The sequence below is a fragment of the Acinetobacter defluvii genome, from assembly GCF_001704615.3.
GTDB classification, from domain to species: domain Bacteria; phylum Pseudomonadota; class Gammaproteobacteria; order Pseudomonadales; family Moraxellaceae; genus Acinetobacter; species Acinetobacter defluvii.
Window position 1 is genome coordinate 2,299,436 of sequence record NZ_CP029397.2, and the last position, 14,373, is coordinate 2,313,808.

General features: G+C 36.1%; 15 protein-coding genes, 1 tRNA gene and 1 pseudogene. 12 read left to right on the top strand and 5 right to left on the bottom strand.

Translation table 11 applies throughout. The features are described 5' to 3' along the window. Positions 1-41: 41 nt before the first annotated feature. Both DJ533_RS13365 and DJ533_RS13370 read left to right on the top strand, forming a co-directional pair. The gene (locus tag DJ533_RS13365; protein ID WP_065994619.1) at positions 42-656 is read left to right on the top strand and encodes a hypothetical protein; all 615 of its coding nucleotides are present in this window, start codon (positions 42-44) and stop codon (positions 654-656) included. A gap of 177 nt (positions 657-833) precedes the next feature. Then, entirely contained in the window at positions 834-1,181 is a 348-nt protein-coding gene (locus tag DJ533_RS13370; protein WP_065994620.1) for a hypothetical protein, read from the top strand. A gap of 507 nt (positions 1,182-1,688) precedes the next feature. Here DJ533_RS13370 and DJ533_RS13375 read toward each other — a convergent pair. Then, positions 1,689-1,764 (bottom strand) — tRNA-Arg (locus DJ533_RS13375). 187 nt (positions 1,765-1,951) lie between these two features. Here DJ533_RS13375 and DJ533_RS13380 point away from each other — a divergent pair. From DJ533_RS13380 to DJ533_RS13415, 8 genes are all read left to right on the top strand, one after another. Further along, the gene (locus tag DJ533_RS13380) at positions 1,952-2,887 is read left to right on the top strand and encodes an ABC transporter ATP-binding protein (protein WP_065994621.1); all 936 of its coding nucleotides are present in this window, start codon (positions 1,952-1,954) and stop codon (positions 2,885-2,887) included. After that, positions 2,884-3,657: an ABC transporter permease gene (locus DJ533_RS13385; RefSeq protein WP_065994622.1), complete on the top strand. Its 774-nt coding sequence runs from the start codon at positions 2,884-2,886 to the stop codon at positions 3,655-3,657. The genes DJ533_RS13380 and DJ533_RS13385 overlap by 4 nt, the downstream gene beginning before the upstream one ends. Next, on the top strand, positions 3,657-4,481 hold the full coding sequence (queF, locus tag DJ533_RS13390) for an NADPH-dependent 7-cyano-7-deazaguanine reductase QueF (protein ID WP_065994623.1): 825 nt from the start codon (positions 3,657-3,659) through the stop codon (positions 4,479-4,481). Before DJ533_RS13385 ends, queF begins: the two co-directional genes overlap by 1 nt. A gap of 22 nt (positions 4,482-4,503) precedes the next feature. Then, positions 4,504-5,154 carry a hypothetical protein gene (locus tag DJ533_RS13395; protein WP_065994624.1) on the top strand — a complete coding sequence of 217 codons (651 nt, stop codon included), beginning with the start codon at positions 4,504-4,506 and terminating at the stop codon, positions 5,152-5,154. 202 nt (positions 5,155-5,356) lie between these two features. Beyond that, positions 5,357-6,205 (top strand): metal-dependent hydrolase, encoded by an 849-nt coding sequence (locus tag DJ533_RS13400; protein WP_065994625.1) that lies wholly within the window; start codon positions 5,357-5,359, stop codon positions 6,203-6,205. Between the two features lie 653 nt (positions 6,206-6,858). Then, positions 6,859-7,860, top strand: coding sequence for a lytic murein transglycosylase B (gene mltB, locus DJ533_RS13405; protein ID WP_065994626.1), 1,002 nt, complete (start codon positions 6,859-6,861; stop codon positions 7,858-7,860). Positions 7,861-8,144: 284 nt separating this feature from the next. Further along, entirely contained in the window at positions 8,145-8,756 is a 612-nt protein-coding gene (locus tag DJ533_RS13410; RefSeq protein ID WP_065994627.1) for a septal ring lytic transglycosylase RlpA family protein, read from the top strand. Between the two features lie 367 nt (positions 8,757-9,123). Continuing rightward, the gene (locus DJ533_RS13415) at positions 9,124-9,570 is read left to right on the top strand and encodes an Mpo1 family 2-hydroxy fatty acid dioxygenase (protein ID WP_065994628.1); all 447 of its coding nucleotides are present in this window, start codon (positions 9,124-9,126) and stop codon (positions 9,568-9,570) included. A gap of 213 nt (positions 9,571-9,783) precedes the next feature. Here the strand turns inward: DJ533_RS13415 and DJ533_RS13425 are convergent. Further along, positions 9,784-9,879: pseudogene (locus DJ533_RS13425) on the bottom strand (AraC family transcriptional regulator); the annotation flags it as partial. 77 nt (positions 9,880-9,956) lie between these two features. Then, positions 9,957-10,505, bottom strand: a complete 549-nt coding sequence (locus tag DJ533_RS13430) for a DUF3465 domain-containing protein (RefSeq protein WP_065994629.1) — start codon at positions 10,503-10,505, stop codon at positions 9,957-9,959. 67 nt (positions 10,506-10,572) lie between these two features. On the opposite strand from DJ533_RS13430, the gene DJ533_RS13435 reads away from it, so the two are divergent. After that, the gene (locus DJ533_RS13435) at positions 10,573-11,178 is read left to right on the top strand and encodes a hypothetical protein (protein WP_065994630.1); all 606 of its coding nucleotides are present in this window, start codon (positions 10,573-10,575) and stop codon (positions 11,176-11,178) included. A 60-nt stretch (positions 11,179-11,238) separates the two neighbouring features. On the opposite strand, the gene tsf is transcribed toward DJ533_RS13435, so the two are convergent. Both tsf and rpsB read right to left on the bottom strand, forming a co-directional pair. Continuing rightward, positions 11,239-12,117: a translation elongation factor Ts gene (gene tsf, locus DJ533_RS13440; RefSeq protein WP_065994631.1), complete on the bottom strand. Its 879-nt coding sequence runs from the start codon at positions 12,115-12,117 to the stop codon at positions 11,239-11,241. A 143-nt stretch (positions 12,118-12,260) separates the two neighbouring features. After that, complete coding sequence (gene rpsB, locus DJ533_RS13445; RefSeq protein WP_065994632.1) at positions 12,261-13,010, bottom strand: 30S ribosomal protein S2; 750 nt, start codon at positions 13,008-13,010, stop codon at positions 12,261-12,263. Positions 13,011-13,228: 218 nt separating this feature from the next. Here rpsB and map point away from each other — a divergent pair, with 218 nt between their 5' ends. After that, positions 13,229-14,056, top strand: a complete 828-nt coding sequence (gene map / locus DJ533_RS13450; protein WP_065994633.1) for a type I methionyl aminopeptidase — start codon at positions 13,229-13,231, stop codon at positions 14,054-14,056. Positions 14,057-14,373: the final 317 nt, after the last annotated feature.

Here is a 14,373-nt window from a genome sequence, read left to right on the forward strand (position 1 = left end):
GATGCTCTATCCTAATTTTGCTTTTTTGGGGGATAGCGCAAATGAATCATTATATAAAAACTGAACTTGGGACGCAGGCTTTACAACAACGCTTATTTGATTTAAGTCCAAAGCTAAGACGTTTGTTACTTTTGATTGGGACGCCTGACTTCCACAAACTTACCACACAATTACAGAAAAATATTGCTACACCAGAGATGTTAAGGGATTTAGAAAGTTTGGGGTTAATCAAAAATCTTCAAGCAAAATCTCAAACAGCCACTGAAGTGTCGCATACGCAGATTGCACAAGAAAAAGTTGAAAAAATTATTGTCCAAAAAGTCGCAGCGAATATCGCTTCTTCCCACCCATCTGATATGCCCTCACGCCCTACACCACAAGTTAATCTTGCACTCGACAACGAAATCATTTTAAGAAAATTAGACTTTACTGAAACCAAAAATTTAATGATTCGCTTATTGCGTCAAAACTGCGGCTTGATGGCAAAGATGTTAATTCAAAAAATTGAAAGTGCTGAACATTCTCAAGCTTTAAAACTATGTCAAATGCAGTGGTTAACGGCTTTACAAGAAACCCGCATATCACCGATCGAATTAAATAAAAACTTGCAAATGATCAATTATTCTATGCAGCACTTTGAGCAACAGAGTTATTGATATTGCGTCTAAATTTAAAGTTTACAACTCTAGATCAAAAATAATATTTATTTATAAAACAGCATATTACATTTAAAATATATTTTTAAATGAATATATTTATTCAGTCTACCACTTAAGCCTTATCTACAATTTAGCCATGTACCGTTATAAGCATGCTAGAGAGGGATAATTGCTATGAGTTCTACACATTTTTTTCGCTTTTCCGCCGATGACGATCCAACACAACTGAGTAAAGTGGGGAACTGGGTCATTACTTTTCTTGATTCCGCAGAAAACACGCCAACTCGTTTGGCTATTACCCATGTTATTCCACGTCAAGTATCAAATGACTTGCAATTGCGTAGCTTATATATACAACGCACTGAACATCAATATGAGTGGCAAATACTAAAATTAGAATATTTTGATAGTCGTACTCAGCAAATGCTTGAAGCAGACTTAGATACTACCTTAGCACACAAATTTGTTCAGCAATTGATTGGTGAGTTTGCACGTTATGATGTCGAACTCAGTTATGTATAAGATTTTACTTTATAAGTATATTTACTCAAATGAAAAAGCTCGCATTTCTGCGAGCTTTTTATGTTGGATAGCTAGTGCTTATTTCTTATCTGAACTTAGAAAGTTGCAAACTCAATAAGCCGTCATTGATCTGTCCAACTTCTTCGTAGCATCTATATATGATCTACTGTAGTTTTAATATAAATTTATAAATCAAAATACGCAAGACCGCTTAACATTTCAGCACACAGGCGATATCAAAATCCAATTGAATATTTGGAGTTGTAACCTTAAAATAATGCACATTTAAAATTGCAACTTAATCTGAAATATAACAATGATAAAAAAATATGTTCAATTTATTATTTAAAAGCCACTCTCATTTAAAAAGAAACTTATATTTTTATATGCCGTTAAATGTGTGATTAATTAGGGTACATAATGGTAAATAACGGTATATTAAAAATTTACTTGAGTGCTTTGAATATAAAGACTTTTGATACTAAATGGAACTTGAAATAACATTAATGGTACGGCTAGCGGGACTCGAACCCACTCCACAGGCTTCGGAAACCTGTACTCTATCCAGTTAAGCTATAGCCGCATAAAAGAAGTGCGCACATCATATCAAAAAAATTACATAGGTAAAGCATATATCTATTATTCTCCCTGTTTGCTGTCTAAGCTTTATACAACGTTGCATATCTGCAACGCACAATTCCATGTAATGCACTTGGTTTATTGGGCAAGTTCGCTCACAATATACCCTCCCCAATCCATGTGAGAATTTCATGACTGATGCATTGACGTTAAGGGATTTGTCTAAAACTTATCGCAACGGCTTTCAAGCACTAAAAGGAATTAACTTAAATGTTCCTGAGGGTGAGTTTTATGCACTTTTAGGACCCAATGGTGCAGGAAAATCAACAACGATTGGGATTATCAGCTCTTTGACTCGTAAAACTTCAGGGACAGTTGAAATTTTCGGGCATGATTTAGATACCCATCCATCCCAAGCCAAGCAATGTTTAGGGGTCGTTCCACAAGAATTTAACTTTGGGCAATTCGAAAAAACCTTTGATATTTTAGTGACACAAGCAGGTTATTACGGTATTCCAAAGAAAATTGCACAACAACGTGCTGAGGAATATTTAGAAAAATTAGGACTTTGGGAAAAAAGAAATACCCAAGGGCGTATGCTTTCAGGCGGTATGAAACGCCGTTTAATGATTGCGCGTGCCATGATGCATGAGCCTAAATTATTAATTTTAGATGAACCAACGGCAGGTGTAGATATTGAGTTACGTCGTTCAATGTGGGACTTTCTCACTGAAATGAACGAAAAAGGTACGGCGATTATTTTAACCACGCATTATCTTGAAGAAGCTGAAATGTTGTGTCGTCAAATAGCCATCATTGATCGAGGGGTGATCAAAGAAGATACGTCGATGAAAGCTTTTTTAAATCAGTTGAATGAAGAATCTTTTATTTTTGATTTAGAACATGCCATTGAACCGATCAAAATCGACATTATCGGGGTCAAGTTTAATTTGATTGATCCTGTGACTTTGGAAGTGACGATGGACAAAGCACATTCAATGAATGATTTATTCCAACTGTTAGAAGCACAAGGCATTCGTGTACGCAGTATGCGTAACAAATCCAACCGTTTAGAAGAATTATTTGTCAAAATGGTGGAAAAAAATCTTGAAGGAGCAGCGCAATGAATTTTAACCAGTTAAAAGTTGCGCTTTTCACGCTTGTGCATAAAGAAATCCGCCGCTTTATGCGGATTTGGCCTCAAACCTTGCTGCCGCCTGCGATTACCATGAGCCTGTATTTTGTTATTTTCGGGAACTTGGTCGGTTCTCGTATTGGGCAAATGGGTGGTTTTAGCTATATGCAATTTATCGTCCCTGGCTTAATTATGATGGCGGTGATTACCAATAGTTATGCCAACGTATCTTCTAGTTTTTTCAGTGCAAAATTTCAAAAAAGTATTGAAGAATTGATTATGAGCCCTGTTCCATTGCACATGGTGCTGTGTGGCTATGTGATTGGTGGAGTCTGTCGTGGAGTCTTGGTGGGTTTAATTGTAACCCTGATGAGTCTATTTTTCACCGATTTAGCCATTCATAACATTTTCGTCACGATCTATACTGTGATTATTACTTCGCTCCTATTTTCTTTGGGAGGATTTATTAATGCGGTTTATGCTAAATCATTTGATGATATTTCGATTATTCCGACCTTTGTTTTAACACCACTGACTTATTTAGGTGGTGTATTCTATTCGATTAGTGCTTTAAGCCCATTTTGGCAAAATCTCTCTTTAGTTAACCCGATTGTCTATATGGTAAATGCGTTCCGTTACGGCATCTTAGGTCACAGCGATGTAAATGTGTCTTTATCATTAATCGTTGTGACATTATTCTGTGCTGTACTATACGGTATTGCTTACTATCTACTTTCTCGTGGTTCAGGAATGCGTGAATAATGACTGTTGAACAATCTCTTTTGGGTAAAGATACTAATTATCCAAACACTTATCAGCCTGATATCTTATTTCCAATTTCACGTGTTCAAGCACGTGAAAACTACAAACATGTAGAAGGAATCTATCAAGGCAAAGATTGGTGGCATATTTTTGAAATTTCTTGGTTAAATGATCACGGTATTCCACAAGTTGCGATTGGGCGTATGACATTGCCCGCATCTTCTGAGTTTTTAATCGAGTCAAAATCTTTAAAGTTGTATTTTAATAGTCTGAACTTTACTCAGTTTGCATCGAAACAAGCATTTATTGACACCGTAGAAAAAGACTTGTCTGCTGCCGCACAAGCATCTGTCACTTTAACCTTATTTCAAGTGGATGAATTAGAAGTTGCAAAACCACAAGGGATTTGCATTGATAATCAACAACCTGACTGTTTAGTCAATCACCCTGATGCATCGTTACTAGCTTTTGATTCTGAGCATGAAAATTTTGATAAAAGTGTTGAAATTCAACTGTATTCACATCTTTTAAGAAGTAATTGCCCAGTGACAGGGCAACCTGATTGGGGCACGGTTTTTATTCGCTATCAAGGTAAAAAGCCTTGTTATCGCAGTATTTTAGCTTATATTATCTCCTACCGTCAGCATAATGGTTTCCATGAACAATGCGTGGAGCAAATCTTTGCCGATCTTTGGCAAAATTTACAACCTGAAAAACTGATGGTTTATGCAACATATACACGTCGTGGGGGATTAGATATTAACCCTTGTCGTGTATCGGATGAATCATGGATGCCAAGCCCCGTTCGATTGGCGAGACAATAAAATAAAACATTGAGGTTTTAACATGTCCTTTTTTGGTTTTGTACCTACTGATGAACTTTTAAAAAACATTCAGTTAGGTATTGAGAAAAAAAATTCTAATGAACCACTGTACCCTTTACGTGATCAAACTGCGCTATTAATCAATGATGAGATTATAGATGCATTGTTGGTAAAACTTGTTCAACACTTCCCTGCAAGTGATAAACGAGATACAGCTGAGAAATTAGCAGGGTATGTAAAATCAACTGTTTCTGTGCTCTTGAAGCAACTTTTAGGTAAAGCAGACAATAATGTCGTACGTCAGTCTGTTGAGTTTTCAGAGCGTAGTTTGTTTAAAGACCCAACTGGTACTAGCCGAGTAGGTACAGCCCTTGATGCAAGTCTTGTGACTAACTTAAAACATTATTTTGCGGAAATTAAAGCAGATAATAAAATCGATAAAGAAGCTTTGGCAGAACTGTATAAACAGTTTGCTGATGCAACCATTCGTCATTTTATGATTGAGTTTAATAAAACCTTAGACTTAGGCATGATTAAGCGTAAAGCATCTGATATTGGTGCTGCCGCAGTCACCAAAGCAGTACATATTGCGATTAATAAGCTTATTCCAAATTTAAGCCGTGATGAACTCAAAGCTGTTGCTGAATATCACGATACTTTATTCTTCAATTAAGTTTTTATTTGCTAAAGTAAATTATTTTTAAATGCTCTTTTATAAGAGCATTTTTTATATTTTAAATTTCTCTATTCACTTAATAACTCAAAAACCATTCACTATAGCCAATGTCTTAGCAGGCAATCATGGGATATTAATAATGTTAGGATGGATGTAAGCACATTTATAGCTCAAAAATTAGAATGATATAGGTAAACAAATGTTAAAAAATCTCTCTAATCAATCCAAAAATTTTCAACAACGCCTACACTCTAATATTCATATCCGTAAAACTAGGTTTAATGCAGTATCAGTACATCCTCACTATACAGATGCTACTTTAATCTCACATTTTCTTACGGCTTTATCCATTACCTTTCCTCAAGGTGAACGCTTCTTTGTGGAAACAGTGCGCAATGTCCGAGAACAAATTAAAGATCCTCAGCTTCAGGCAGATATTGCAGGTTTTATTGGGCAAGAGGCGCATCATGCACAAGCACACGAGCAATTTAACCATGCTGTACAGTCAACCCAGTACAACCTAAAAAAATATGATGCTGCGTTTGAAAAAGAAATGTTGCGTTTAAGAACACTAACCCAACGTCGCCAACTTGCTGCGACAGTTGCTTTAGAGCATTTTACAGCACTTATGGCAGGTTATATGTTGAAGTATCCCGAATTTATGTTTAAAGGTTTATCTTCAAACATGAAACAACTTTGGCTTTGGCATGCGGTAGAGGAAATTGAACATAAACATGTGGCTTTTGATGTTTATCAGAGTATTTTTAATAATTTAGCACAGCGCCGTAGAAGTATGCGCACCATTACCATCGGCTTTATAAGCAGCACAATGCTAATGACTGCCGATTTACTCTGGCAAGATCGTAAAACAAGCTTATATCAACCGAAACAATTACTTAAAAACATTAAAGCTCTGTATGGTTTGGGCTTAATGATGGTGCGTTTATTTCCAGAATATATTGCATTCTATGATGAGGATTTTCATCCTAAACAACTTGATCAACAAGATTTACTTGAAATGGGGCGTCAGTTGCTTAATCCAAGTTAAAGTTTCACTTTATGAAATCACTTCAAAAAATATTTTTTTAGATATTAGATTGTTTAAATTAAAACTGATTTTTCAATCACTTGATCTGTTGTTTCTATACATTGGGCTTCTATATGACTATAGAAGTCTGAATGGGCTATGGTGTATAAAACACTACAATGCACCTACTCTATTTCGCTCTATACGCATGCTTTAAATCATTTTTATGATACTAAATTAATCCAATGAATCAATTAAATTTGGCAAGTTTAAACAATGTTATGCAATCTCAGTGTTACATTTTTAATGCATCGCCTCTACAGACAATTTTATATCTATTTTTCATTTAATTTATTATCTACAGTATATTGCAAAATTATTTCAGTTAAATAAATCTACTTTTTATATAATTTTCATTATTTTAGACTTTAAATAGCATTCTATTCATATTTGCTAAAATCTAAGAGTTGATACGTTAGCTTTGTCATGTTTTGTTTATGTATTTGTAAAATTGAGCCAAGGCAATGCTATTTTAATAAAAGTGAGTCAGTGATGTACTACTTTTTGCATGCTGCTGCCAGTCTAAGCATTACATTACACATAAGTTTTGGTATGGTTATGTCCATTCGTATTCGCCACTTATATACCCATAGAAAATTAGGAAATTATATTTCATGTTAAATTTTGGGCTTTTTCAGAAAGTAAGAAACATCAGCTTCTGTGCAGCTGCCTTATCCATTACCAGTTTTTGTCAGGCAAATGATTTTGCCAATGATCCCAACTATAACAATTTTAAATTAAAAACAATGCAAACTTATGGTTTAAGCAGTGAACAAGTCGATTGGGCAATGAATGGTTCACGAAATTTACCAAATATTATCAATATCATGAATAGACCGGGGGAAAGTAAACCTTGGTATCAATACAAAACTAATTTTTTAGCAGAAGGTACAATTCAGCGTGGTGTTCGTTTTAAAAATCAGTATGCGGATACCCTAAATCGTGCTGAACAACAATATGGCGTTCCTCAAGCAATTATTCTGGGGATTTTAGGTGTGGAAACAGGTTATGGTGCAAATAAAGGCTCGTTTATCACCCGTGATGCGCTTGCAACCTTAGGTTTTGGTTATGAACGTCGTGCTCAATATTTCCAAGATGAACTTTCTGCCTTAATTGCTTGGTCATATAAAGATGGTGTACCGACCAATTCGATTGTAGGTTCTTATGCAGGTGCAGTTGGTTACCCACAATTTATGCCAAGTAATATCCCACTGTATGGGGTTGATTATGATGGCAATGGTCATGTTGATCTGCGTAACTCAGCTGTCGATGCGATTGGCTCTATTGCAAATTATTTGGCACAAAAAGGTTGGCAGCGAAACCAACCAATTGCATTCCCAGCACGTTATACAGGAAATAATCCTGATGCCATCATTGCTAAGGATTTAACTCAACCTACGCCTTATGGTGCACTGAAAAACCAAGGTATCACCCCGATGAATCCTATCGTGAAAATTGACGATTTAGATATGGTCAATGTGATTCAACTACAGGAAAGTTATGGACCTGCTTACTACATTACTTACCCTAATTTTCAGGTGATTACTACGTATAACAAAAGCCGCATGTATGCCACTGCGCTCTGGTTATTAGGTACTGAAATAGTAAGTCGCTAAGACTTACTTTTCTTTCAGACTAAATAAGTCAAGAACTATTTTGAGTAAATTGACTACTATTTAAACTTTTTAAACATTTGGTTACAATTATGGTTATTTTTTATACTTATTTCGTAAGTTTTTGTCCTTTTTGTAACTGATCTTAAAATATTAGTAGACACATTCGTTACTGCATGAATATTATCCCCTACCGTTAAATGTGGTTGCAAAAGTAAATTTACAGACTTCAGTGCTTATTTTTTGTGTTTAAAAAAATAGTTTTTGAAGTTCCCAGGAGTTAAACAATGCATGCTTCACTGAAATATATGATCGCCCTGACCATGGGTTTAGGTATGACGCAAGTCAACTCAGAAATGGTTCAGTCATCATATTTAAACAACGATTCAGACAGTTCTAGCCTTGCTTCACGTGTAGTGAATAAAGATTCAACTAATTTTAATTCACACTTTTCAAACTTAAACAGTTTGTCAATTACTGAACGTTCTGGCGATAAAATCCGTCGTGATACACTCGCTGCAAAAGTTCAAGTACAAGAAGATGAGCCTTCAGTCATTGATAAATTAAATGCTGTTGCATCCAATACTGTTCGTAAATTCTCACAAACAGGTGTTGCATCTTGGTATGGTCGTCAATTCCATGGACGTAAAACGGCAAGTGGTGACACCTTCGATATGAACCAATTAACAGCAGCACATCGTAGCCTGCCTTTAAACTGTTATATTCGTGTGACCAATAAAGACAACGGCAAAAGTGTTGTGGTTAAAGTAAATGACCGTGGTCCTTTCCATGGTAACCGTGTGCTCGATTTATCTTATGGTGCCGCTAAACGTTTAGGCATCACGAACTCTGGTACAGGTCGTGTCAGTATCGAACGTGTGGATGGTCCAAACTCTTAAGTTTACCTTTCCCCATTTAACGAAAAAAGCCACATCGTTTGTGGCTTTTTTAATTAAATGGATTTTTGCGCTTATTTACCTCTTTCTTATCTTATTTACTTCAATACGTTCTTCTCCTCAATAAAATCAGTCAATCCAATCGACCTATTTTTATTCACGTTTTAATCTCATAACTTCTCATGACTTTATTGAATTTGATCGTGGACACTGTCGGTCTTTTTTAGTCTGTTAAATCTAAGAATAAAAATACATTGACTGAAAAGACTTAAAACTTTTTAGATTCGCCTTTGACCATTGTCGGTTTCTCGTTTATATTTTCTAGAGTGGCTAAAAATAAATGAAATAAATCTGGCGCATGGAGTTGAATATGAAATCTATAACCGAGTGGTTCGATGAGTATAGCGAAAGCCATCAAAACAAAACCAATAAAATGATTCACTGGGTGTGTGTACCTGCTATTTTATTTTCGATTATTGGAATTTTGGCACATTTTAGTGCTCTGTTAACGGCTTTGATTATTGTTTTAACCCTAGTTTTTTACGCGCGTCTTGATCTGGTTTTAGCCGTAGCTATGGTCGCACTGGTTGCAGTGATGGCGTGGGTGATTTATCTACTTCCTGTCGGGGTGGGATTCTATATTGGGGTGTTCGTTTTAGCTTGGATTGGTCAGTTTTATGGGCATAAAGTCGAAGGTAAAAAGCCTTCTTTCTTCAAAGACCTCCAATTCCTTCTGATTGGTCCTGTATGGTGTATGGATGCTTATTTAACTAAAGTACTACCTAAATGGAAAACACGCCAAAAACTGGCTTTTTAGCGCAAATGAGCATGGGTTAAATTTTATGATGGAATTTAACCCATTTTTTTAACTCAAAAAGTAATATAAAACATAAAAACAAACTAAACTCAGCGCTAAATGAATTAATATTTTTTTAGAAATTAAAGCCAATATGACGCATATCATTGCTGCTAAAAAATAAGCATCCAAAGGTAAATTTCGCAGCGCATTTGCATTAAAAAATACAATTAGGGTGTGTTTTGAAAATTGTTTCTGATGATATTGTGCTTTTAGTAATTCTAAGCCCCCTAATTCTTTTAGATGAATATAGCTCGCTCTCTCCTGCATTTTTGCTATTCAAAAGATATAGAACAAAATTGCTATGAGAATTAAAAAATTTTGCAGCAGCACTATTCAAAATTGCCTTAACTATAGGACTTGCCTTGATGCTTTAACCAACCACTTACATGACGACCTTGTGGATCATGATGTGTCCAATGGATCACTCCACCTTGCTCGCTGTATTCATATTCACCAAAAAATTCAACGGTATCACCTTTTTGTAATTGCTCAATTCTTGGTGCTAAATCAATATTATGCGCAACCAATACAGTTAAGCCATTGTCCAATAACAAAATAAATTTCTGATGACGAGCACCTTCATTATCATCTCTCAATATTGCTTTAACTTTACCCGCAGATTGTACTTGCACATTACTGAGTTTTTGCTCATACGACTTTTGAATAACCTCTAAACCCTGTTGATTTTGGCTATTTTGCGCATTATCTACATGAGTATTATGTGAGTTTATTTGTGGCTGTGCCGAAGCTTGATCGTCTTTTGACTCCGACTGAGTATTTTCTGAGTGAACGGTCGCTGTTGTATTTTTATCTTGGTTTAAATCAATACCCAAATATGCTGCAATGATAAGGATAATTACTGCGCCGATACTCAGATTGGTCTTATTTGCCATCTATAATCATTCTATGCTAAAAATAATGCCCAAATTATATAAACTTCCATAACAATGAGAAAGCCAAATGAATGAACAAAAACAATTAAGAACAGTACTTATAGAACTTTTTCCTACACTTCGCCCTACTGATTTTCCCAAACTAAATGCTCAATCTAGTAACAGTACATGGTTAATGGATTGGCAATCCAATTACGAAGCGTCAAAACAGGTGATTGCAGCATGTGAGTTTTCAAATTTTGGTGGATTATTAGAAGAAAAATTTAAAACTTTAAATGTTGTAAAGTCATCACACTATGATGTTTCATATATTTTAAAAGACATTTTTAATTATATTGAAAAATTTGAAGATAATTCTGAGCATGAATTGGTTGACTTAAGTGAATCAGAATATGATGCGTCATTCTATGACGATAATGAACTGAGTTTTGAAGAACAATATGCCATTGCGATGGATAATATTACATTTGATATTCTCCAGCATGATGTAAGTGTAATTGTTATCGAACACGGAGAAAATTCTGCTTTTATTTTAAGTCAGGCTGCTTTTGAAGCTTTATCAAAATTAGAAAAATTATTAAAAACAATATATACCAACAGTGATGTAACACTTTATCATCATGAGTATAAACAAGATTATCAGTTTGGCTATCTACTCACCGACTTAGAATAAACATATAAAAAACCCCTCACAATTGAGGGGTTCTTTTATAACTTTACTAAATCAGTAAAATTATTGTGCAGCAGCAGCTTGAGCAGCAGCAACTTCATCAGCGAAGCTCATTTCTGCTTTTTTCTCAATACCTTCACCAACTTCGAAACGAACGAATTCAGTTACAGTTGTACCTGTTGCTTTTAATACGTCAGCAACTTTCTTATCATTGTCGATAACATACATTTGACGATCAAGTGCAACTTCGTTCAAGTATTTTTCAACAGAACCCGTTACCATTTTTTCAACGATGTTTGCTGGTTTACCAGATTCGATCGCTTTCGCTTCCGCAATTTCTTTCTCTTTTGCGATAAGATCAGCAGATACGCCTTCAGCATTTACAGCAACTGGGTTGAACGCAGCAACATGCATTGCCAAACCTTTACCAGTTTCAGCATCACCCGTGTAAGATACAACAACACCGATTTTTAAACCGTGTTTGTACACTGCAAGGTTTTCACCTTCAATAAGGGTTGCACGACGAACTTGGATGTTTTCACCGATTTTTTGAACAAGCGCAATACGCGCTTCTTCTACAGTATGACCATCTTCAAGTTTCAATTCAGCAATTTTAGCAGCATCAGTTTCGTTCGCAGCTAAAGCAGCAGTCGCAACTTGTTTAGAGAAGTTTGCAAAGTTTTCGTCTTTTGCAACGAAGTCAGTTTGACAGTTTACTTCTAAAAGAATTGCTTTGTTACCTTCTTGAACGATTGTGATCGCACCATCAGCAGCAATGTTACCCGCTTTTTTAGCAGCTTTTGCTTGACCTGATTTACGAAGGTTGTCAATCGCTAACTCGATGTCACCGTTTGCTTCTGTTAATGCTTTTTTGCATTCCATCATCGCAAGACCAGTACGGTCACGTAATTCTTTTACCATGCTCGCAGTAACTGCAGTCATGTTGTTCTCCTAAATTCGGTAGAGATATGAATTCTGTTAACAAAAACGGCCCAAACATTGAATCTGGGCCGTTTTGCTTTCTCGACGCTTAATTTGCCACCATTACATGTCGCAAAAATGACAAGCATGCGTCAATAAACGCATTAAGCCTCAGGAGCTTCTTTCGCTTCTTCGCCTTTTGCTTGTGCATTCGCTTGAGTTTGAGCGTATTCTTTACCAGCAATAATCGCATCAGCCATCGCAGAAGCATAAAGAGTTACAGCACGGATCGCATCATCATTACCAGGAATAACGAAATCAACGTTATCTGGGTTAGAGTTTGTATCAACGATACCGATTACAGGAATACCAAGGTTCTTAGCTTCTTTGATTGCAATCGCTTCGTGATCAACGTCAATGATGAACAATGCGTCAGGTAAACCACCCATGTTCTTAACACCGCCAAGACCACGTTCAAGTTTTTCCATTTCACGTGTACGTTCTAAAGCTTCACGTTTAGTTAGCTTAGCAAAAGTACCGTCAGTAGATTGAGTTTGAAGATCTTTTAAGCGGTTGATTGACTGACGAAGAGTTTTCCAGTTAGTCAACATACCACCCAACCAACGGTGATCCACATAAGGTTGACCAGCGCGTTGAGCTTGTTCACGGATGATGTTAGAAGCAGCACGTTTAGTACCAACGAATAATACTTTGTTCTTTTTGCTTGCTAAGTTGTTAACGAAGTTCAAAGCATCATTTAACGCAGGAACAGTATGCTCAAGGTTAATGATGTGAATTTTGTTACGCGCACCAAAAATGTATTGACGCATTTTTGGATTCCAGAAGCGAGTTTGGTGACCAAAGTGTGCGCCAGCTTGTAAAAGGTCGCGCATGCTTACGTTGTAATCTGCCATTTTCTTTACCTTAAAGTTTGGGTTAGGCCTCCATATGTCCGCATTCTCCACCCTAACGGGCACCCAGAGTAATGTGTCGACATATGTGCGGATTTTTAAATTACCCTAATTAATTTTCTCGTTGGGCTTTCAATAAGAAAGTAACGAAAAGCATTTGATAATTTGGGCGGCTATTTATACCATAGTCACACACAAATTTCCAAAAGTTTTTAAAGATCATGAACAGTACTTACGAAGCTCCCCGTCGATTAATCAAAACTCAAGATGAAATTGAGAAAATGCGTGTGGCGGGAAGACTGGCGGCAGAAGTTTTGGATATGATCAAACCGCATATTAAACCAGGTGTTTCTACACTTGAGTTAGATACGATTTGTCACGATTATATTGTCAATAAACAAGATGCGATTCCTGCTTGCTTAGGCTATGGTGCAGCACCTGGTCGCCCTGCGTTTCAACATGTGATTTGTACTTCTGTGAATCATGTGGTGTGTCACGGTATTCCTTCAGAAGCAAAGATTTTGAAAAAAGGCGATATTTTAAATATTGACGTAACCGTGATTAAAGATGGCTATCATGGCGACACCAACATGATGTATATCGTGGGCGGTGAAACCTCTATTTTGGCTGATCGCTTATGTAAAGTCGCACAAGAAGCGATGTATAAAGGTATGGAAACTGTTAAACCCGGTTCAACGATTGGTGATATCGGTCATGCGATTCAAAAATATGTTGAATCTGAACGTTTTGGTGTAGTCCGTGAATATTGTGGTCATGGCATTGGCACGGTTTTCCATGATGAACCACAAGTTTTACATTATGGTCAAGCCAACTCAGGCATGGTTTTAGAAGAAGGTATGACCTTTACCATTGAACCCATGGTTAATGCGGGCGACTGGAAAACTAAACTACTCGGTGATAAATGGACGGTTGTGACCAAAGATCACAGCCTATCTGCACAATATGAACATACAATTTTAGTCACTAAAACAGGAATTGAAGTTTTAACGGCTCGCCCTGAAGAAGATTTATCTCGTTTTAATGCATAATTTCAGCACAAAAATTGTCATTGACTGATTTTTTGTGTGTACTGGTAGAAAAGGTCACTTTTGAGTGACCTTTTTTATGATTTAGATCTTTAGATATTGTTTAACGTTCTATTTTTCAAAATTTTATAAAAATAATCATGTGATTTTTACAATGTAATTTAACTGTAACGTGCTTACATTGCCATTCAATAAATTAAGCGTTACATAAATAAAATATTCAAACTAAAACATTCATTAAATAAAGTCCTTGTGAAATGCAACATTCTTCTAGATCAAAAAAACCAAATAATGAAGCCGAATAAAAATGAGCAACACAG